Annotated in this window: 12 protein-coding genes and 1 pseudogene; 7 read left to right on the forward strand and 6 right to left on the reverse strand. The window is 59.2% G+C overall.

Annotation, left to right across the window (positions count from 1 at the left end; all coding sequences use genetic code 11):
* The first annotated feature begins 222 nt into the window (after positions 1–222).
* Positions 223–411: a ribbon-helix-helix protein, CopG family gene (locus tag AC3IP0_RS13250; protein ID WP_046043116.1), complete on the forward strand. Its 189-nt coding sequence runs from the start codon at positions 223–225 to the stop codon at positions 409–411.
* Positions 412–432: 21 nt separating this feature from the next.
* On the opposite strand, the gene AC3IP0_RS13255 is transcribed toward AC3IP0_RS13250, so the two are convergent.
* Positions 433–2,094, reverse strand: a complete 1,662-nt coding sequence (locus AC3IP0_RS13255) for a SulP family inorganic anion transporter (protein WP_489316114.1) — start codon at positions 2,092–2,094, stop codon at positions 433–435.
* Between the two features lie 175 nt (positions 2,095–2,269).
* Here AC3IP0_RS13255 and AC3IP0_RS13260 point away from each other — a divergent pair, with 175 nt between their 5' ends.
* Complete coding sequence (locus AC3IP0_RS13260) at positions 2,270–2,500, forward strand: hypothetical protein (protein WP_032828974.1); 231 nt, start codon at positions 2,270–2,272, stop codon at positions 2,498–2,500.
* A 582-nt stretch (positions 2,501–3,082) separates the two neighbouring features.
* Positions 3,083–4,627 carry a hypothetical protein gene (locus AC3IP0_RS13265; RefSeq protein WP_489327611.1) on the forward strand — a complete coding sequence of 515 codons (1,545 nt, stop codon included), beginning with the start codon at positions 3,083–3,085 and terminating at the stop codon, positions 4,625–4,627.
* 28 nt (positions 4,628–4,655) lie between these two features.
* Here the strand turns inward: AC3IP0_RS13265 and AC3IP0_RS13270 are convergent.
* From AC3IP0_RS13270 to AC3IP0_RS13280, 3 genes and pseudogenes are all read right to left on the reverse strand, one after another.
* A pseudogene (locus AC3IP0_RS13270) lies at positions 4,656–4,888 on the reverse strand (molybdenum cofactor guanylyltransferase MobA); the annotation flags it as partial.
* Between the two features lie 348 nt (positions 4,889–5,236).
* A complete protein-coding gene (locus tag AC3IP0_RS13275; RefSeq protein WP_489327613.1) occupies positions 5,237–6,268 on the reverse strand; it encodes an IS110 family RNA-guided transposase in 1,032 nt (343 codons plus the stop codon).
* 290 nt (positions 6,269–6,558) lie between these two features.
* Positions 6,559–7,224 (reverse strand): LuxR C-terminal-related transcriptional regulator, encoded by a 666-nt coding sequence (locus tag AC3IP0_RS13280; protein WP_489327614.1) that lies wholly within the window; start codon positions 7,222–7,224, stop codon positions 6,559–6,561.
* Between the two features lie 201 nt (positions 7,225–7,425).
* Between AC3IP0_RS13280 and AC3IP0_RS13285 the strand changes: the two genes are divergently transcribed.
* From AC3IP0_RS13285 to AC3IP0_RS13295, 3 genes are all read left to right on the forward strand, one after another.
* The gene (locus AC3IP0_RS13285) at positions 7,426–7,713 is read left to right on the forward strand and encodes a PilZ domain-containing protein (RefSeq protein WP_489327615.1); all 288 of its coding nucleotides are present in this window, start codon (positions 7,426–7,428) and stop codon (positions 7,711–7,713) included.
* Between the two features lie 89 nt (positions 7,714–7,802).
* On the forward strand, positions 7,803–15,203 hold the full coding sequence (locus AC3IP0_RS13290) for a beta strand repeat-containing protein (RefSeq protein WP_489327616.1): 7,401 nt from the start codon (positions 7,803–7,805) through the stop codon (positions 15,201–15,203).
* 226 nt (positions 15,204–15,429) lie between these two features.
* Positions 15,430–16,194 carry a tetratricopeptide repeat protein gene (locus AC3IP0_RS13295; RefSeq protein ID WP_489327618.1) on the forward strand — a complete coding sequence of 255 codons (765 nt, stop codon included), beginning with the start codon at positions 15,430–15,432 and terminating at the stop codon, positions 16,192–16,194.
* A gap of 159 nt (positions 16,195–16,353) precedes the next feature.
* On the opposite strand, the gene AC3IP0_RS13300 is transcribed toward AC3IP0_RS13295, so the two are convergent.
* Together AC3IP0_RS13300 and AC3IP0_RS13305 are read right to left on the reverse strand one after the other, a co-directional pair.
* Positions 16,354–19,269, reverse strand: coding sequence for a multicopper oxidase domain-containing protein (locus tag AC3IP0_RS13300; protein ID WP_489327620.1), 2,916 nt, complete (start codon positions 19,267–19,269; stop codon positions 16,354–16,356).
* A gap of 376 nt (positions 19,270–19,645) precedes the next feature.
* Complete coding sequence (locus AC3IP0_RS13305; RefSeq protein WP_489319663.1) at positions 19,646–20,569, reverse strand: LysR family transcriptional regulator; 924 nt, start codon at positions 20,567–20,569, stop codon at positions 19,646–19,648.
* A 136-nt stretch (positions 20,570–20,705) separates the two neighbouring features.
* Between AC3IP0_RS13305 and AC3IP0_RS13310 the strand changes: the two genes are divergently transcribed.
* Positions 20,706–21,761: a tartrate dehydrogenase gene (locus tag AC3IP0_RS13310; protein ID WP_489319664.1), complete on the forward strand. Its 1,056-nt coding sequence runs from the start codon at positions 20,706–20,708 to the stop codon at positions 21,759–21,761.
* Positions 21,762–21,847: the final 86 nt, after the last annotated feature.

A 21,847-nucleotide genomic window follows, 5' to 3' on the forward strand; every position in this document is an offset into this window, starting at 1 on the left:
CTACCCGTTGCAGGCAGTCGGCTAGCTTAGAATAAATTTGCTCCCTTCCTCGCGGATGGGGATTATCCACGCTGAGTCGAAGCAGATCCGCCTCATCACCCACCGTGAGAGCCAAATCTTTTCTTGTGAGTAAAGTCGAAGTAACGAGCAGCACAGTGACAGCACCGGACAAGGCAATTACAATTTGATTAACATCTAGCGACTTGAGCGATTGAATACCCCATGGAAAGCAAGACTGCACGCCTCACTGTGCTCATTGATCCCGTCAAGAAAAAAGCCTTCGAGGAACTCTGTGCAGCACAAGACCTGACGCCTTCTCAGGTGGTCCGTCAACTGATTCGTGACTACCTGGACACCCACGGTGCCACCTATTCGACCAAAAGTAAGCATGCCGCCAGTACCAAGTCATAACCTGACACGGGCAGCAAGCCTCTAAAGGGTCGACGGACTCTCTGCGAGGCTGACCGCTTTAGCCAGCGCGGTGTTGAAGTCGGCGTGGTAATGCTCCGTGCCGATTTCTTGCAAGATACCCACCCTATCGAGCTTGTTGAGCACCTTCGTGTTCGCTTCGCAGAGTTTCACCACGATATTGCGCTTGTGCAGTTGCTGAATGACCTCCTCCAGCACCTGCAAGCCAGTGATATCCATAAACGGTACACGCTTCAAGCGAATAATCAGCAGACGTGGATCGGTATGGGTCTGTGCCAAGACTCGCTCGAAGGTCTCAGCCGCGCCAAAGAACAATGGCCCTTCAATCGTATAGATCAATGTCCCTGGCGGCAGGCGAGTGTGCCCATTGGCCCTCAGCTCTTCTTCAAGCTCGTGCTCGATTACCTGTTGCACCTCCACAGATGAGGCCATGCGGCGCATGAAGTGCAGCATCGCAAGAATGACACCGATATTCACGGCGATCACCAGGTCACTGAACACTGTGAGGCTGAAAGTGATGAGCAGAATAGCTACGTCTGCGCGTGGGGCCCGCTGGACCATGCGTTTGAAGTGCTTCAACTCGCTCATGTTGTACGCGACCACGAAAAGAATGGCGGCCAGAGCGCACAGTGGGATGTTTGAGGCCAGAGGTGCCAGAAACAGAATAATAAGCACCAACGTGACCGCGTGCGTAATGCCGGCCAGCGGGCTCGTGCCGCCGTTACGGATATTGGTTGCAGTACGGGCAATGGCTCCGGTAGCTGCAAAGCCACCAAACAATGGCGTGACCAGATTAGCCACTCCCTGACCGATCAGTTCCTGATTGGAATCGTGCTTAGTGCCCGCCATGCCATCGGCCACCATTGCGGACAGCAGCGATTCGATTGCTCCTAGCATGGCGATAGTGAACGCCGGACCAATCAAATCGATGACGCGAGACAACGTGATTTCAGGCAGGCTCAACGTTGGAAGGCCTTGAGGTATGCCCCCAAATGCACTGCCAATCGTGGCTACCCCCTCGAAATGAAAGGTTGACTGTATCGCTGTAGCTACCGCCATTGCGACTAATGGGCCAGGTACCCGTTTGAGTCCGGGAATTTTGGACGCGGTGATGACCAGGAAAAGACTAAGAACAGCCAGCAGGGTTGTGGCCATATGAAGATCCGGGAGCGCCTGGAGCAAATGCCAGAACTTTTCATGGAAATGCTCTCCACTGATCTTCGGTAAACCGAAAAAGTCTTTCCACTGTCCGACCCAGATGATCACGCCGATGCCTGCGGTGAATCCGACGATCACCGGATCGGGGATAAACTTGATGATTGCACCGAGCCGGGCCATCCCCAGCAATAACAACATGGCACCTGCCATCATCGTGGCGATTTGCAGACCGTCAACACCATGCTCGGCCGTGACTCCCGCCAGAATCACGATGAACGCACCTGTCGGCCCGGCAATCTGCAAGCGGCTTCCCCCAAAGAGCGAAACCAGCAGGCCACCGATGATTGCGGTGTAGATGCCTTGCTCAGGTTTGACGCCAGATGCAATGGCAAACGCCATTGCTAGAGGGAGCGCCACGACCCCGACGATCACGCCAGACACCAAATTGCGGAGCCAATGCTCTCGCCCCAACAACCCCGCCTTCCATGCCTCACCTATCGCAATCATGGCTAGCTCCTCAGTGGATGCATGTGCATAATATTAACATACAGTGATAATTGAAATGCCCTTGATCCACCGCTTCGGGCGGCTGGAAATGTTTATAGAGAAAGTTCAGATGGAGCTGGGCGGGCATGCACTGCAAATAGAGAATCTTGAGAGCGCGTGTAGCGTGGTGACTGATATGAATCGTAAAGCTGTGAAAAGCAAACACGCCGAAGGCGTGACCTTTGACACCCATGTGATCGCAAACCCGACCAACCCCAAGGAGTGGATCGTGTTTTTCAAGAAGGACGCCGGGAGAAGTTATTTCTTGGTTGATGACAACGAGGAAGTCGAGTCCTTCGGGCATCTGGATGACCTGATCGCCGAGCTTCGAGACTTGGGCCTCAAGACCGCTGAAATCCACTTTTAACCCTTGGATCGCGCCTTGGAGACATGATCATGTCAGTGAAAATCGAGTACCTATCCAGTCAAAGCAAAGCTCTTTGGTCTGTATGTTTTGGCATCAGACGAGTTCAGTTTCGGCATGAAAAAAGTGCTCACGACTTTGCTGCCAAGCTCAAGGAGAGAATCGAGGCTCCGCATGTTTACCCTCAACGTGATCCGCCAGCGAAAAATCTTAGTTGATCGGTACAGGCAGATTGAACCTCACCCTGCATATCTACCTGTTTGTTCTACATAACGGATCCGATTGAACTCGTGACTTCCGGTAAAAAGGCCGAGTAGCTTAATCACCGGTCATATAGGTGTGTAACTATAAGGGAGTGACTGTTTTTTTACCGATTGATGCCTGACATGACAGGCCGCTTAGGGTCGATTGCTGCCCCCTGGCCTCAGGCAGAAATCGGCCAAAAGCAGCCGTTCGATGTGTCTAGACACTCCGGGGCGATTCACTCCCCCGCCGGCACTGAATAACTGCTGCTGGTTACAGGATGTCAATAGAGCGGTGGATATGGAATTATTGGTCGCTCCGAATATATAAGGAAGAATGCTGTTGTCTGCTACCAAGGACCTCATTTCCCTGCACCTGGATAAGGCAGCGGCGCAACTGCGTGCCGAGGCGCTTGAGCAAAACCGGGCCCTCCACCTGGAGTTGCAAGAGCTCAAGGCGTCCAGCGCTCGTCTGCTCCACGAAGTCCAGAGCCAGATCGGCAATGCCGAGGCGAAGGTCTCCGAGCGGGCCATTGAGAAGACACTGTCGATTCTTCATCACATCAAGCAGTGGATTCTCGCGGTCGGAACCTTCATCACCCTGGCATTGGCCGTGGGAGCATTCTTTGGCTACAAGAACCTTGCCGACAGCCTGACGAACACCTTCACGAACAAGGTTGATCGGTGGTTACGCTTCGAGGACGGTGATAGCGATGAAAGCAAGGCGCTTGATGCAATGCGCACCCAAGCGCTGCTGGACGCCTACATGGTGCGTTTCGCGCGTGAGCGTCTGGATGGGCGCAATGGTTCATTGTCTCTGACAGAAGCTGAGCGGCAGCGTCTACTCGTGATCCTTCAAGATCCCTCATCGGACGTCGGGCAGTTCTCCGACGCGTTGACCATCATTACCCGTAGTCGTGGGCTGTTCGCACCGGCCTGGATGGAGGACCCAACCGGTAAAGCCCTTGCCCAACTGGTAAACGACTCATCTTTGAGCCAGCACAAGCGGGTGTTGCTGCTGGAGCGGCTGAAATTAGACCGTGCTTTCCTACCGTTCTCGCGCACCCTCATCGCTGACGCAGATAACGTTTGGTCTATGAAAATGCTGGCATTCGATAACCTCAAACTGTTCGAAGATCCTATGGCCTTGGCGTTCGCCCAAGCCAATGTGGGCAAGGTGGACCGTTACTATCGCTCCAAGCTGGCGCTCTATATCGCGCAGAAGACAGGGTCTTATGCGGCGGTGAACGAATATGCACAGTTCCTGCGCCAGACAAAGCCAGAGCTGTGGCAGTCCGATCTTCTGGAACTGGTGGGAGGCCTGGGTGGAATCTTGCCAAGCACTGGTGAGTTGCCGCTGGAGGATATCAGCGCCCTGATCGGTGATAGCGTGCTGCTGGGGGCAGGCATTCGCCTGACTGATCTGTTAGGTTCCAGACGCTTGGCGCTCGAGTTGGATGGAGGCTACGCGGCGCTGGTCGAGCCCGGCCGCTGGCTCGATGAGCCACGCGTGATTGGTGCGATTATCCGACATCGGCCACTTTCACCTGATTGGTTGGCCAGGGTGGTCTCGTTCTTCCAGGTCAATGACCAAGGTTACGAACTGGCGACGCTGCAACTAACGCTTCGAGACAAGGACCGCCTGCTGACGCAACAGGGTGCCGTCGGCGCCAGCGACGTGCGTGGCCAGGTGTGGTTGAGGGTTGAAACCGTTCCAGGGGGGCATCGGCTTAGCGCGACCTGGCGCGATGCGAACACAGGGCGGATATCGGCAAGCGTGATCGAGTCACCGCAGCGCTTGCCAAAGAGCCTTTTCCAACTGTCGTTTGATCCTCAGTTGTTGAAAAGCCTGACCTATCAAATGCGCGTCTATGAAGACTACCTATGATTTGAAGAGGCGCTCAGCCTTGCAGGGCCTAGGGGGTGTTGAAGTTACTCAGCGAGTATCGCCATCCGGGCATTCCAGCCCGGCCACACCTTCGCAGGACAAGGCTTTCTGCAGGCTGCGCTCTCCGGCATTCCACCCTTGCACGAGCCCAGATAGAAACCGGCGCGGCAACACGCTGAACATCGGCTGCCAGTAACCGCCTTGACACACCATGGCAGCGCTGTCACGAGTCGCTGCAAGACTGAGCAGGGCGCTGAGCAGGTTAATCGAAGGTGGGTAGAGATGTTGGCTGCGAAACGACAACTCTCCGGAACAGGCGTTTAATACGCCTCGAATGTCCGTATATGGACTCCTCCTCATTGCAAGCCCCTTCGCTTTGGCCCCCGTGCCGACTGCACACGTATATTCGGCCTCTGACTTCGGCATCGATTCGATGCAGGGCCATGATGGGCTATTCGCGCGTCGGCTCCCAATCGCTTCTACGTGCTTTACGCACCTGGACATTTGAGGGTTTTGCCGACGCCGGTTCGACCGGTTTGCCATCGTTCGGGTTGCTTAGCAATCTGGGTAGACGGTTTGTTTACTCGCTGGACGTGACGGTTTGGTAGATCAGGCCGCAGCCCGATCCGGTTGGTAATCGGTCCCGTTGCGCAGCATCGCCCAAGCCATGCGTGCGGTTTTGTTGGCCAGCGCGATAGCGGCCACATTGGGATGTGATCGCTCGGCCAAACGAACAGCCCACTGGCTGAGCCGATCGTCTTTGGATTTGGCTGTACGCAGGGCCGAGCGCGCACCGTGGATCATCAGTGTTCGCAGATAAGCATCGCCACGTTTGCTGATGCCAAGTAGCCGATCTTTACCACCGGAGCTGTGCTGCTTCGGCGTCAGTCCCAGCGAAGCGGCCAACTGTCGGCCATTAGCAAACTGACTGGCATCACCGATGGCAGCAACGAGCGCGGTGGCAATCATCGGGCCGACACCACGCAGCTGTTGCAAACGGACGGCCGTTGGCTCACTTGCCGCGATCGTAGATATCTCGCCATCGAGTTCGCTCACGCGTTCATCAAGTACGCGCAGGTCGTCCCACAAGCCATTCAGAAGACGACGAAAGCGTGCCGTCAAACCGTTATCTGCATCTTCCAACCAGCACGGTATTGCGCGACGCAGCATCAGTATTTCCTTCGGCGCAACGAGGCCGTACTCGGCGATCAGCCCACGAATCTGATTGGCTTTGGCCGTCCGCTGTTCGATCAAGCCGGCCCGGATGCGATGCGTCGCCTGGATATCTTGTTGTTCGATGGTCTTGACGGCGACGAAGCGCATGCTGGGGCGACTCATCGCTTCGCAGATCGCCTCGGCATCGTTGGCGTCGTTCTTGTTGCTCTTGACGTACGGTTTGACGAACTGCGGCGCAATCAGCCTCACCCGAAATCCACGTGCTTGTAGTTGCCGCGCCCAATGGTGCGCACCGCTACAACTTTCCATGCCGATCTCACAGCCCGGTTCGATCTTCTCCAGCACCGTTTGCAGCCAGCGATCACGAGGTAAACGTTGTCGCCAGACTGGCCGCTCATGACAATCCACGCCGTGGATCTGAAACACGTTCTTGGCCAGGTCGACCCCAATGCGCATAAGCTTCATATGTGGACTCCTTCTCACTGTTGACTGTGGTTCGCACTTTCAGTCTGGCACTCAAGATGCCGAGGTGAGGAGGAGTCCATCCCATTGCTTCTGGCCGATAACTGTCTGTCAACATTCAGCTAACCCCCATTGGCATGTCGTGCCTATCGCTCGCAATCCGATTCCCGGCGTATGGCTTGCAACAACCTGTTGCGAGAGTCTGGTCGCCACCGATTGGAATGAAGTGGTGCCTCCCACTGTGGCCCAATGCAGGAGATGGGTGGGGTAGGTCGGGCGTGTTGCCGCAGTCCTCAGTCGCCTGTGGAAAGCCCATGCTTGTGCGCGTAGGCGTAGAGATCTACGCGGTTCGTCAGGCCCAGCTTGCTGTAGATCGATGTCAAATGGTTGCGCAGCGTGTGCTCGCTGATGTGCAGTTTCTCGGCCACCAACTTGCCAGGGGCAGAGGGGTCGCTGGCCAGCGACGCAATGGTTTGCTGCTCGCGGCGCGTCAGCTTGGCGATTTTGTGTTGCTCCGGGTCTATATCGCGCTCGTTTTTTTTGCGCGCCAGTTCAAGGAAGATACGGCTGGTCGCATTGCGGTCAATCCAGAGTTCGCCTTCATGCACTTTTTCTATGGCTTTGAGCAAGGTTGATGCGGATGCCGATTCCCGCTTATCCACCACGCCACGTGCGCCCGCCAGCACCGCACGGTCATGCAGTGCCTCGTCGCTCGACCCTGTCACTACCAGAATCTTGGCTTTGGTCCGGCTGTGCAGTTCGGCCAGCGACTCGATACAGTCCTCGCTGTCCAGGTCCAATACCACCACATCTGGTGTGTATAGGTGCAGCGAAAGCAGGTATTGCGCCACCGACGCCGTCGAACCCGCCAACATCAACTTCGGTTGAGCGCTTTCCACCAGACGCTCAAGGCCCCAGGCCACGAGCGGTAGAGCTACTAACAGGACTTGAATTGGCATGCGGCTCGCTGCCTCTTTAGGCGGTTGTGTTAGCTGATCATGATAGCAATCGTTGCAGATCCTGGCTTTTTCTATAGCGCTTCAGGCACCCCCTCCCATGACATTTGTCCCGTAAAACACTGTTTTCATGGGTGATTGACTCCCAGAAAAAAGGGATAGCGCACTCATGTAAAACACAGCGGTCGTTTTTAGACTGCAACCATGAAAGACACACACCGAATTGAGCCCCGTGAACAAGTCACCCTGTCGCTGCAACTGATCGGCGGGGGCAACGGTGTCACCCGTGACATCAGCGCCTCCGGTTTGTATTTCGAAACCGATAGCGAGCAGCAGGTGGGTAGCTTGATTGACTTCGAGATCGAGTTCGACACTCCCGGCGGCCCCATGAAGTTCAAGGCGCAAGGGCAAATCGTGCGCATTGAGCCGCAGGGCGGCAGGGCGGGGGTGGGTGTGAAGCTGCTGGCCAGCCGGCTGGTACCGGTGGAGTGAAGTGTTCGTGGGTTGAGGAAGAATCGGCTTGTGGCTGTCAGCGGACCACAGCGGCTTTTTGCTCAGGGTGACTTCTTAGGGAGAAAGACATGGCTAGCACTACAACTACCAGCGGCGGAACCGTTACCTCGTTTTCCAACACGCCGCAGGCGAAGGATGACGTACTTACCACCACTGAAAATCTGTTGGGGGTCAGGTATTGGGACGTCATGTCCAATGACCTCGGCGGTAACGCGAAGACACTCTGGTCACTCGACAATGCGGTGAGCGATCCTACTGCCACCAAGGTTTATGCTCCGGCCGACCTCCTGACCCAGGATACGGTGGGGGCTGAGGCGACGAGTTCTGACACCAGTTTGAATGGTGCAAAGATCTGGATCACCTCGGACGGCAAGGTCGGCTACGACGACGCTACTTTAACCACTGCTTTCAAGGCAAAACTCCAGGCGCTTGCGACTGGCGAGTTCCTGACGGACAGCTTTACCTATGCGATGCGTCTGGGCAACGGAACGCTCAGTTGGGCCACCGCGACAGTGCGTTTTTCGGGCGAGAATGATTGTGTGACGCTCAGCCTCGGCGCGCAGGCCGGCATGGTGACCGAAGACGCCGACACCACTGCGAGCACGACCGACTCGCTGACGACCAGCGGCACGATTACCTTCAATGACGTCGACCTGAGCGACGCGCACACGGCGACGTTCGCGTCGGCGGGGGGCAACGCTACGCATCTTGGTACGTTCGAGCTCTCGGCGGTAAGCGAAGCAGCGAACGCGGCCAACGGTTCGGTGCAATGGACGTACAACCTGAGCAATGCGGCGGCGCAGTACCTGGCCCAGGGACAGACAGCAACCGAAACTTACCTGGTCACCATCAGCGATGGCCATGGTTCGTCGGTTACGCAGAATGTGACCATCACGATCACCGGCACCAATGACGCGCCGACGGTGACGGCGGCAGAAATCGAAAGCGGTGCGGTGGCCGAAGACGGCACCACGGTGGCCAGCGGCAGCTTTGCCTTCGGCGACGTGGACCTGACCGATGACGCGCATGTGGCCAGCGTGAGCGCGCCGTCCGGTGCGCTGGGTACGCTGGTGGTCAATGTCACCGGCGACGCGGCGGGTAGCGTGGGCTGGACCTATACGCTGAACAACAGCGCGGCGCAGTACCTGGCCGCGGGCCAGACCAAGACCGAAGTGTTCACGGTGACACTGACCGACGATTTCGGGGCGACGGTGACCAAGGAAGTGACGATCACCCTGACCGGCACCAACGACGCGCCGACGTTGACGGCGGCAGAAATCGAAAGCGCTGCGGTGGCCGAAGACGGCACCACGGTGGCCAGCGGCAGCTTTGCCTTCGGTGACGTGGACCTGGCCGATGACGCGCATGTGGCCAGCGTGAGCGCGCCGGCCGGTGCGCTGGGTACGCTGGTGACCAATGTCAGCGACGAGAGCACGGGCGACGCGGCGGGCAGTGTGGGCTGGACCTATACGTTGAACAACAGCGCGGCGCAGTACCTGGCCGAGGGCCAGACCAAGACCGAAGTGTTCACGGTGACGCTGACCGACGACTTCGGGGCGACGGTGACCAAGGACGTGACGATCACCCTGACCGGCACCAACGACGCGCCGACGTTGACGGCGGCAGAAATCGAAAGCGCTGCGGTGACCGAAGACGGCAACCCAGTGGTCAGCGGCAGCTTCGCCTTCGGCGACGTGGACCTGGCCGATGACGCACATGTGGCCAGCGTGAGCGCGCCGTCCGGTGCGCTGGGTACGCTGGTAGCCAATGTCACCGGCGACGCGGCGGGTAGCGTGGGCTGGACCTATACGCTGAACAACAGCGCGGCGCAGTACCTGGCCGCGGGCCAGACCAAGACCGAAGTGTTCACGGTGACACTGACCGACGACTTCGGGGCGACGGTGACCAAGGACGTGACGATCACCCTGACCGGCACCAACGACCAGCCGACACTGACCATCGACGACACGACCGGGGCGATGAACGAAGGCAACGGCGCGGCCACGCTGAGCGACAGCGGTACGCTGAGCTTCGCCGATCTGGACAGCAATGACGCGGTGACGGTCAGCCAGAGCGCCAACAACGACCTCGTCTGGAGTGGCGGCACCCTCGGTGCGGCGCAGGCCGCAGCACTGGTGGCCGGTTTCTCGGTCGATCAGGCCGGCTGGACCTACAGCAGCAGCGAGAACCTGGACTTCCTGAGCGCCGGTGAAACCATCAGCTTCTCCTACACCGTGGTGGCCACTGATGACAGCGGTACGGGCAACGCGGTCTCGGCAGCGCAGACGGTAACGATCACCCTGACCGGCACCAACGACCAGCCAACGCTGACCATCGACGACACGACCGGGGCGATCAACGAAGGCACCGGCGCAGCCACGCTGAGCGACAGCGGTACGCTGAGCTTCGCCGATCTGGACAGCAATGACGCGGTGACGGTCAGCCAGAGCGCCAACAACGACCTCGTCTGGAGTGGCGGCACCCTCGGTGCGGCGCAAGCCGCTGCGCTGGTCGCCGGTTTCTCGGTCGATCAGACCGGCTGGACCTACAGCAGCAACCAGAACCTGGACTTCCTAAGCACCGGTGAAACCATCAGCTTCTCCTACACCGTGCTGGCCAGCGACGACAGCGGTACGGGCAACGCCGCTTCGGCACCTCAGACGGTGACGATCACCCTGACCGGCACCAACGACCAGCCGACGTTGACCATCGACGACACGACCGGGGCGATGAACGAAGGCAACGACGCAGCCACACTGAGCGACAGCGGTACGCTGAGCTTCGCCGATCTGGACAGCAATGACGCGGTGACGGTCAGCCAGACCGCCAACAACGACCTCGTCTGGAGCGGCGGCACCCTCGGTGCGGCGCAAGCCGCGGCGCTGGTCGCCGGTTTCTCGGTCGATCAGACCGGCTGGACCTACAGCAGCAACCAGAACCTGGACTTCCTAAGCACCGGTGAAACCATCAGCTTCTCCTACACCGTGGTGGCCACCGACGACAGCAGCACGGGCAATGCGACCTCGGCACCGCAGACGGTGACGATCACCCTGACCGGCACCAACGATGCACCAGTGCTCAGTTTCGCAACCGGCAACGAGGCCGGCGCGGTGCAGGAAGACACCGCGCTCAGCGTGAATGGCCAGTTCAGCTCGGCCGACATCGATCACGATGCCACGGCGACCTGGTCCATCAATGGCTCGTCCACCGGCATCTACGGCGCGATCGAAGTCGACAACACCGGCAAGTGGATCTACACGCTGGCCAATGGCACCGATGGCGTTGCCAGTGCCGTGCAATCGCTGAAGGCCGGCGAGAGTCACGATGAAGTGTTCAGCGTGCAGGTCAGCGATGGCCTGGCTGGCGTCGACACGCAGCTGGTGACGATTACCGTCAGCGGCAGCAACGACGCGCCCGTGCTCAGCTTCGCGACAGGCAATGCTGCCGGCGCGGTGCAGGAAGACACCGCGCTCAGCGTGAATGGCCAGTTCAGCTCGACCGACATCGATCACGATGCCTCGGCGACCTGGACCATCAATGGCCCGTCCACCGGCATCTACGGCGCGATCGAAGTCGACAACACCGGCAAGTGGACCTACACGCTGGCCAATGGCACCGACGGTGCCGCCAGTGCGGTGCAGTCGCTGAAGGCGGGCGAGAGTCATGAGGATGTGTTTACGGTGCAAGTCAGCGACGGCCTGGGTGGCGTGGACACCCAGCTGGTGACGATTACCGTCAGCGGCAGCAACGACGCGCCCGTGCTCAGCTTCGCGACCGGCAACGAGGCCGGCGCGGTGCAGGAAGACACCAAGCTCAGCGTCAGCGGCCAGTTCAGCTCGACCGACATCGATCACGATGCCACGGCGACCTGGTCCATCAATGGCTCGTCCACCGGCATCTACGGCGCGATCGAAGTCGACAACACCGGCAAGTGGATCTACACGCTGGCCAATGGCACCGACGGTGTCGCCAGCGCGGTGCAGTCGCTGAAGGCGGGCGAGAGTCATGATGAGGTGTTTACAGTTCAGGTCAGCGACGGCCTGGGCGGCGTGGACACCCAGCTAGTGACCATCACCGTCAGCGGCAGCAACGACGCACCCGTGCTCAGTTTCGCGACCGGCAATGCTGCCGGCGCGGTGCAGGAAGACACCATACTCAGCGTGAATGGCCAGTTCAGCTCGACCGACATCGATCACAATGCCACCGCCAGTTGGACCATCAATGGTTCGCCAACTGGAACCTATGGCTCGATCGCCGTCGACAGCACCGGCCAATGGACTTACACCCTGGCCAATGGCACCGACGGTGTCGCCAGTGCGGTGCAGTCACTGAAGGCGGGCGAGAGTCATGCGGATGTGTTTACGGTGCAGGTCAGCGATGGCCTCGGCGGTGTCGACACCCAACTGGTGACTATCACCGTCACCGGCAGCAACGACGCCGCCGTGCTGTCCTCGGCCAGCGTTACGCTGAGCGAAACCAATGCTCCGCTGACCACCGGCGGCAGCCTGACCATTAGCGATATCGACAGCCCGGAAAGCTTCCAGGCGCAGTCCAACACCGCCGGCAGCTACGGCCAGTTCTCCATCGGCACCGGCGGTGCCTGGACCTACGTCGCCAACTCCGCCCACAACGAGTTCGCCGCCGGCACCACCTACACCGACACCTTCGCGGTGAGCAGTGCCGACGGCACCCTCACTTCGGTCACCGTGCATATCGCCGGCAGCAACGACTCACCGACGATCACTTCCAACGGTGGCGGTGCGACGGCTTCGATCAATGTGGCGGAGAACACCACGGCGGTCACGACGGTGGCGGCGACCGATGCTGATCTGCCGGCGCAAACGCTGAGCTACAGCATCTTCGGCGGAGCGGATGCCGCGAAGTTCTCGATCGCTTCAGGCACAGGCGTACTGAGCTTTGTCTCTGCGCCCAACTTTGAAGCGCCGACTGATTCGGGAGCGAACAACGTTTATGACGTGATTGTGCGGGCGTCGGACGGCACGCTGTTTGACGACCAGGCGATCGCGGTAACCGTGACGGGAGTCAACGATAACTCCCCGGTGATCACCTCCAACGGCGGTGGTGCGACGGCTTCGATCAACGTGGCGGAGAACACCACGGCGGTCACGACGGTGGCGGCGACCGATGCTGATCTGCCGGCGCAGACGCTGAGCTACTCGCTCCTGAATACGGCCGGGACGGACTTCAGCAAGTTCTCGATCAGTTCGAGCGGGGTGCTGACGTTCAATTCGGCGCCCGATTACGAGAATCCCCAGGATGTCGGTGGTACCGATGGCGACAACGCCTACGTTGTGGATGTTCAGGTGGCCGACGCCAGTGGCGGAATCGATACGCAGACGATTACGGTAAACGTGCAGAACGTCGTTGAAACTCCGATTGATACAACACCGCCAGCGTCACCGACTGGGCTGACTTACAACAACTCCGGTACAAACCATAAGCTTTCAGGGAGCGCCGAAGCTAATTCATTCATTAAGGTTTACCTGGACAATGGCAATGGCGTGTTTGGCGCCGGCGACACAGAAATTGGGACCGGAACGACCAATACCGGCGGTCAATTCGCCAATATTGATTTGACTGGCAAGTTTACGGGTGCCAAGACGCTATTTGTCACGGCTATGGACGCGGCAGGCAACGTTAGTGCTGCAACAAGCATTAACCTGACTTACCCTGCGGGAGTGTCCGGAGAAGCAATAAACCTTGCGATTGCTGATCCATCGGCAGGCCTGAGCGATAGCTTTGTTGTCACAATTGCCGACGTTCCGTCAAATTGGACTCTAAACGCCGGAATCAACAACGGCGACGGCACCTGGACCGTGCAGACCAGCGATCCCGGAGCATTGACCGTGACAACACCAGAAGGCTTCGCGGGCGCTGCGGTACTCCACATCAACATGACCTGGACTAACGCCGACGGCAGTGTGGGCAGTTCCTATGTATTCAATAACGTCGAGGCCTTTGCCCCCGGCACGCCGATCTTCGCCTTGTCCGCTGACGACAACCTGACCGGTTCGTCCGGTGCCGACACCTTCGTCTTCGCCCAGCCGATCGGCAACAATCAGATCTACAGTTTCGATGCCATGGCAGACAAGATCGACATGATCGGCTTCACGGGTGTCACCGGTTTTGCTGACTTGAGCATCACTAACGACGCCAATGGCAATGCACTGGTCAGCATAAGCTCCGGCCAGACGATCACCCTGAAAGGTGTCGATGCAGCGAACTTGAGCGAAGCGAACTTCCAGTTCGATGTGGACCCGATCACCAACAACGCCGGTACCCTCACCATTGCCGACGGCGCGATCATGCCGTTCGGTGGCAGCATCCATAACAGCGGCACCATCGAGCTCGGCTCCACCGGCAGCGCGACCAACCTTGAGATTCTGTTCCGTGGCGCGACCTTGACCGGTGGCGGCCAGGTGCTGCTATCCGACAACGAGCAAAACGTGATTTTCGGCGGCAGCGCCGACACGGTGCTCACCAATGCCAACAACACCATCTCGGGTGCCGGCCAGTTGGGAGCGGGGCAGATGATGCTGGTCAACTCCGGCCTGATCCTTGCCAGCGGCGTCAATGCGTTGGTGATCGATACCGGCAGCAGCGCCGTCACCAACACGGGTGTGCTGCAAGCCAGCGGCAGCGGCGGATTGGTGATTGAAAGTGCGCTCGTCAACAGCGGCAGCCTGTGGGCGAACGATGGCAACATCATCATCCACGCAGATGCCAGTGGCGCGGGAAGCGCGACAATCAGCGGTTCGGCGATACTGGAATTCGGTGCTGCCTCCGATCAGCATGTGACGTTCGACAGCGGCGCGGCAGGCACGCTCAAGCTTGATGTGTCGACGACGTTCAGTGGCAGCGTCAGCGGTTTTGCCTCGGGCGACAAGCTGGACTTTGGCGATGTTGCGTTCGGCGCCAATACGCAGATCACCTATGCAGCGAATGACACAGGCACCGGCGGCATGCTGAGCGTGAGCGACGGTGCGCATGTGGCGCAGCTCGCGATGAATGGCCAATACGCGGCGGCGGGTTTGCAGGCGAACGCCGAGGGCAGCGGCAGTGAGCTGGCCTACGATGCAGCGTCGGCTAACCATACGATGCTGGGCGGCCAGGCCAACGACATTCTGGTCGGTGGTGCGGGTGATGATCTGTTCTTCGGCGGGCTGGGTAACGACACACTCAACGGCGGCTTCGGCAACGATACCTTCATGTTTGCTGCGCCAGGGTTCGGCAACGACTCGATCCAGGACTTCGATATCGATCCGGCCACAGGGCAGGACTTGCTCAATATCGCGGGGCTGGGGATCAGCAGCGAGACGTTCGCTGCCAACGTGAGCATTGCGGCTGACGGGGCGGACACAGTGATCGGGATCGGAGTGGACACTATTCGCCTTGTCGGTGTTAACAGTGCAGGTATCGATCAGGCGGACTTTATCCTGATGACATGATGCTGTTGCTGCTGCTGGCCGCACGTTGCTACGGGGTTGCAGACCCCATCGCGAACAAATCCGCGATGGGGTTTGTGGGCGGTAAAGTCCCGGTTACGGTGGCCGTTGCAGCGGGAACTTCAGGGTACTGGTCAGGTCAATTGGGGCCCCGTATCGCAGATGCCGAACAGCGCTTTGGCCTGTTTTACTTAAGTGCCGTCCGAGATCAGTCGAGTTCGCCCCCCTGATGCCAACCAAGAGTTTTCTGTCGGGTCTCATCCTGGCGTTCTGCGCCGTCGCGTCGTTTTGTTCGGTTGCTGCCGAGCGAAGAGCGCCCGCGCAAAGCAACAGCGCATCAACCACCCTGATCGAAACCGCCTCGCGGCAGTATGAAAATGGCCAACTGGACCAAGCCGCCGCCACGCTGGAGCGTGCCCTGCATATCCAGCCGAACAATCCCGCGACGCTGCATTACCTCGGTGTGTTGCGTCTTCAGCAGGGGCAGTACCAGCAGGCTGAAACCCTGGCGGCGCGCTCGAACATGCGGGTTGGTCGCAATGTCGAGTTACGCAACCGCAACTTCCAACTGATCCAGGCGGCGCAGCAGGCCCAGGCTTCGGGTACCCCACCCAATGCCAAAGAGGACCTGATCGCAGTGCAGAAGGGGCGTGAAGCGGAGACCCAAAGGCGCCGCGAAGCGGAAATGGCGGTTGTTGAGCAATCCACTCCGGACACTGGGCGCGACGCTGGCAACTTCGCTAGCGCAGAGACAGATCGGGTTTCGGATGCGCCGACGGCTGGCAGAGCCAGGCCCGAAGGAAAATTACAAATGGCTAATGTCGAACCAGAGCGGGCGTACGTTGAGGTTGAGATTCCCCGCGGACATATGCCGCCTCCGGGCAAATGCCGAATCTGGTTTCCTGATCGTTCGCCGGGGCATCAGCCCGCACCCGGCAAATGCAAGAAGCTGCGATATCGGGTTCCCTCAGGGGCCTACCTGGTGCGCGGTTGAGTTTCTGAGTGTCCACTTCTGGCTAGGGGGCTATCCGTCGCGAAGGGCCGAAAACGACCCAAAGCCGACCGTGATGACAGGCGGCTTTGGGATTGAAACGATCATGCAAGCGGTTCTTTGCGTTTGCTGACGACATGACCAGCCGTTTGATAGACGACGCTAGCCTTTGCCTCCGCTGCCTCCGCTGCCTCCGCTGCCGCTACCGTTACTGCCGCTGCCGCTGCCGCTGCCGCTGCCACTGCTATCTTCCTGGTCATTGTCGACCTCGACCTGTGGCCCGACGCCATCTCCCGTACGGAATGTCGGTAACGCAACCGAGGCCACGAATTTCACGCCGTCCCAGCTGGGCAATGGCGTGGGCATCAATTGGAACTGGCCCGGGTGCTCGGAGTCCCAGCGCAGCAGCATCGCCGTGTCCTCATGCTGTGTGTTGTGGCAGTGCTCCATGTAGGTACCGGCAAACTCACGGATGCGTATGGCCATTTCGACATTGTCGAGGCTCTCGGGATGGCGGCCTACATTGTAGATATCCTTGCGCGCGCCTTTTTCCCATTCTGGTGGTGGTTTTCCACCTCGAGTGAGAATGATCCCTTCCTCGAAATGCACATGCACCGGGTGACTCCAGCCATTGCCGCCGTTCTCGATCTTCCAGACTTCCAGTGTGCCTTCACCCTTGAACCCCGCCGGCGTCGGGCCAGTGGCCAGTTGTGGCGCGGCTGAAATCCGGCGCGGGTCCATGGTGAAACCTTCGCCGCCATCGGTCTTGATCGTCCAGGGCTTGAAATCCGTGCCATTGGAGCGGCCAAAGATAAAGGTGCGGTGCCGCGCCTGGGCAAGCCGGGCGATATCGGCAGGGTCATCACGGTTCAAGGGCAGGGGGATCATGAACTTGCCCTCGGGCTTGCCAGGCTTGGCGGGCTCGAAGTCGACCGGATTCATGCTGACATCCTGGCCGGTGTAAGGCTGGACGTTCAGTTGCAGGAACAGGCCCACGCCCGGGTCACCGTTGACCCACTGTGGCCCGTGGCTGGTTTGCCGGACAACGGGCAGGTACTTGCCGGAGAGTACATCCGCCAATGGAATGTCACGTTCGGGACGCTTGCCGTTTTCATGCTCCTCGATGTTGACGAAGAAAATCTTGTCACCCAGGTTGATGCCGTTTGTCGCGAAGTCGACGACGATGTCATAGCGTTCGGAAATGCCCTGTATCGGCAGAATGGCATTGTGGTCCTGCGTGTCGCCGTCGCCATCGAGGTCCAGGCTGCCATCGAACGGCACCGCGTGCTCCATGATATTGCCGTCGTTGGCAATCATGTGGAACGGCACCCGGTTGTATGAAACCCCGGAGCTGTTCGGGCCAGGAAACTCCCCACCATTACCATTGACCTGACGCACCACCGCCAGCTTGAAGTAGCGAGACACCGATCCGTTGAGAATGCGGAAACGGTAGCGGCGGGCACGTACATCCAGGAAGGGCTTGTACTCCCAGTTGGTCAGCATCTGGTCACCGAGAAAACCGTCGGTGTTGAAGGGGTTGAACCACAATTGGCCGGCCTGGTCCCAGGCCTTGTCGGCGATCGTCAGGTTGACGTCATAGTCGCGGTTACCCCACCCCAGTCCCGAACCGCTGGCCAAGCGCAGGTTGACCCCGTCGTCGACCGACTCGTTGCCACGGTCCACGGCGCTGTAGTAGTTCATCATCGTGGCATTGCCCTTGTAGACATTCTGCGCGGTGAAATCGAGCATGTGGTCGTGGAACCAGTGGCTGCTCATGGTTTCGCGCCAGTCGCCTCGGATCTTGATGGTGCCGTTGTCGCAGGTCTTGAAGCCGGGGGTGGCGTCGTTGACGAAAAGGATTTCACCGGGGTCGCACGGGAACGCTGCCCGTGGGTCCTGCGCAGTGGTGTTGATGCTGTCGTAACCGGCCAACTGGATCGGCCAGCGATAGTCGTAGTACTGGCCCGGGAAGAAGAACGCGTTGGCAAAGCCGTCGCTTTCCGCGGGCGAGTGGCCGTTATGTTCATGGGTGGTGATGGTGTGCAGGCCAAAGCCCCGGTTGGCCGATGGGTCAATGGGCAAGGCATCGTAATGACGCATCAGCATCGCCTGGCCATAGCGTACTAGAAGCAGTTTTGGCGGAAAGGTGCCGTCGAATGTCCACAACGCATTATGGTCCTGGACAGGGAAGTTGGGGTGAAACTGCACTTGAATGCCCTTGGTGGTGCCCTCGTTGGCCGGGTTGCCGTTGGGATTGTGATAGAGCCCGCCTGGCGCAAATTCCCCCACGGCGTAGTTATGCCGTTGCATCCGATCACGTAGGCCGCTGTTGACGTGTGCGCCTGCTTGCACAGTCTTGAAGGCGTCGCGCGGGAAAAACTCATTGAAACGCTGGTGCGACCAGCCTTTTCCCGGTGGCCGGCCTTCTGCGGGCGAATCGACTCGGCGGTTGAGGAAAAGCTCGATCTGCGCCTTCCAGGGGTTGCGGTCCAGTACATTGGAGAATTCTGTCGGGAAGGGCGTCAAGGCTGGCTCCCTGAGAAAGGCGTCCAGCGCAGCCGGCGACGGGCCGCTACGCGCCACGTTCAATGGATCTTGCGCCGGTGCGGGGCCCAGCGTCGGAACCGGAAACGGAACGGGTGATGGCGGGTCGGTCGCATCCAGTTTGTTCGAGCCGAATTCCTCGAACAGTTCAAGCTTCTGGGAGAACGGTTGAACCCCGAACACCGGGCTGGCATTACCGTTAGTGGGGATGTTGAAGCTGGGTTGCAGGTCGGGTGGCAGCACATTGTCGACCAAGGGGGTCTGGCGGTTACCGACGACTCCATTGGGTAAGTCAAAAGCGCCGACGTTTGCGGGAGGCAGCTTGAGCAAGTCCCGCAATGCGGCATCGGGGTCGGCGGGCGGATTGGTGAACGCCGATGGGTCGGTAGGAGGCGGTGGGTCGGTGTTGTCGAGGGGCACTGCCTGGGTCTGGGACAAGCCCAGCCCCAACATGATCACGGCAGCAGAGATACTCAGCGCCAGCCTGGTTTTGAACAATGGACTAGGATTCAACCTTCCGGTATCCAGTTTCATCGCAATCACCTCTGACGGGTTCCTCGGAGCGCGTGGCAATACATCGGCAACGAGCCACTGCTCCTGGCCCGGCTGGCGAAACGTTTGATTTCGAGCCGGGATGGGAACGATGCATATTTCCCGCCGAAAGTGACAGGAGGTGACTGATGGCTCTACGCCGCGTTCCCCTTGTCTGCTGGCTTCAAGCAGGCGTATGAGCAGCCAGGATGAAAGCCCCGATGACGGGGAATATCCCCCAATACCGGGTGCAATTGTGCGGGGTGTCCGGGTTAAGAGACGTGGCCACTTTCTGAATGTATCGATGGCTGACTGCTGTCATTCGCACCGACTTCATCGGTGTTCGCTATTGGCCGAAGCGGCTGCGGGCCCAGGCTGTTCAGTCGTGCAGGCCTGCCGTTTCATCCAGGTGGTCAATGTGCCTGAAACGCTCGACCAGGAAATCGATCAGGCTGCGCACACGGGCTGACAGGTGTAGCTGTTGCGGGTACACCGCATAAACGTCGGCGCGTGTCGGGGTCTGGTCTTCCAGCACCAGTCGCAAGCGGCCGCTGCGCACGTATCGGGCGATGTCCCATTCGGCCCGCAACAGAATGCCGTAGCCTTCAAGCGCCCAATTCAGGGCCACTTCGCCGTCGTTGCAGCCCAGTGCGCCACGGACCTTGATGTTTTGCGTGCGCCCCCCGTTGGTGAAACTCCACACACCGTAGGGCGTTTCGTTTTGCCTGAGAAAGATGCAGTTGTGTTGCTGCAGGTCTGTCAGGCGTTGCGGCACACCATGCTTTTCCAGGTACAGCGGCGAAGCGCATAGAAGACGGCGATTGGACGCGATCTTGCGTGCATGGAAGGCGGCGTCCGGCAGGGTACCGAAGCGTATGCCCAGGTCAAACCCATGGGTCGTCAGGTCCAGGGGGTGATCGCTGATTTCCAGCTGCACCTCTACCTCTGGGTACTGGGCGAAGAATGCACCCAGGGCAGGGCCGATGTATCGGCGACCGAATCCCAGCGACGCGTTGACCCGAATCAGGCCTTTGGGGGTAGCCCGACTGCTGTGGATCAACTGCTCGACCTCATCGATCTGCGTCAGGATTCGGGCGGCGTGGGAAAACAGCAGTTCACCTTCCGAGGTCAGGCTCATGGAGCGCGTGGTGCGATTGACCAGGCGGATGCCCAGTCGGGCCTCCAGCGCGGTGAGACGCTTGCTGACCGCCGGCGGCGTGATACCCAGTTCCCGTGCGGTCGCGGCGAGACTGCCTTTATTGGCCAAGAGGTAGAAAAACGACAAATCCAGGGTCTGGCTCATTCGTAACTCAAAGTTATTTATGTAGTGATTATGAGTAACTCACACCTATTTGTTCACTACATATACTCCGCTCACACCCTGATTGAACAGCCCGTTCGACAGGCACAACAAGAAACTTACGAGAGTGGAGTTGACCATGAGCGCATACAAGATTGCAGCGGTTCCAGGTGATGGCATCGGTGTCGAAGTGATTGCCGCTGGCGTCGAGGTGCTGCAAGCCCTGTCGAAAAAGTCCGGCTTCCAGCTGGATTTCAAACACTTCGACTGGAACTCGGATAACTACCTGAAAAACGGCTACTACATTCCCGAAGGTGGCCTGGAAGAACTGAAAACCTTCGATGCCATCTTCTTCGGTGCAGTGGGCGCGCTCAACGTGCCGGACCACATTTCACTCTGGGGTTTGCGCCTGCCGATTTGCCAGGGCTTCGACCAATACGCCAACGTGCGTCCTGCCAGGGTACTGCCTGGGGTGAAAAGCCCGCTGCACAACGGCGATCAAATTGACTGGGTGGTGGTGCGGGAAAACTCCGAAGGTGAGTACTCCGGCAACGGTGGTCGTGTACACCGTGGCCTGCCGGAAGAGGTCGCCACCGAAGTCTCGGTATTCACCCGTGCCGGCGTCGAGCGCATTCACCGTTTCGCTTTCGAACTGGCGCGCAGTCGTCCGCGCAAGCACCTGACCATGGTCACCAAGTCCAACGCCCAGCGTCATGGCATGGTGTTGTGGGACGAGATTTTCTACGAAGTGGCCAAGGATTTCCCGGACGTCAGGATCGACAAGGAACTGGTCGATGCGGTGACCACGCGCATGGTGCTCAAACCGTCGACGCTGGATGTGATCGTCGCCACCAACCTGCACGCCGACATCCTGTCTGACCTGGCCGCGGCACTGTCCGGCAGCCTGGGCATCGCACCGACCGCCAACCTCAACCCGTCACGCCAGTTCCCGTCGATGTTCGAACCGATCCACGGCTCGGCTTTCGACATCACCGGCAAGGGTGTGGCCAACCCGATCGCGACGTTCTGGACGGCGGCAATGATGCTCGAGCATCTCGGCGAACATGCCAGCGCCAAGCAGTTGATGTCCGCGATCGAAGCGGTGACCGAAAGTGGTTTGCATACCCCGGATCTTGGCGGCAACGCCACCACCCGCCAGATCACGGATGCGGTCATCGCATTGATCAACCGCTGATTTATACAGCGCTTCCAGGCAGTACTGCGGCACAACGCCAAGGGGCAGGTCAGTTGATCTGACTCCTTGGCATTTCCTGACAACAA

The organism is Pseudomonas sp. GL_103, assembly GCF_057835175.1.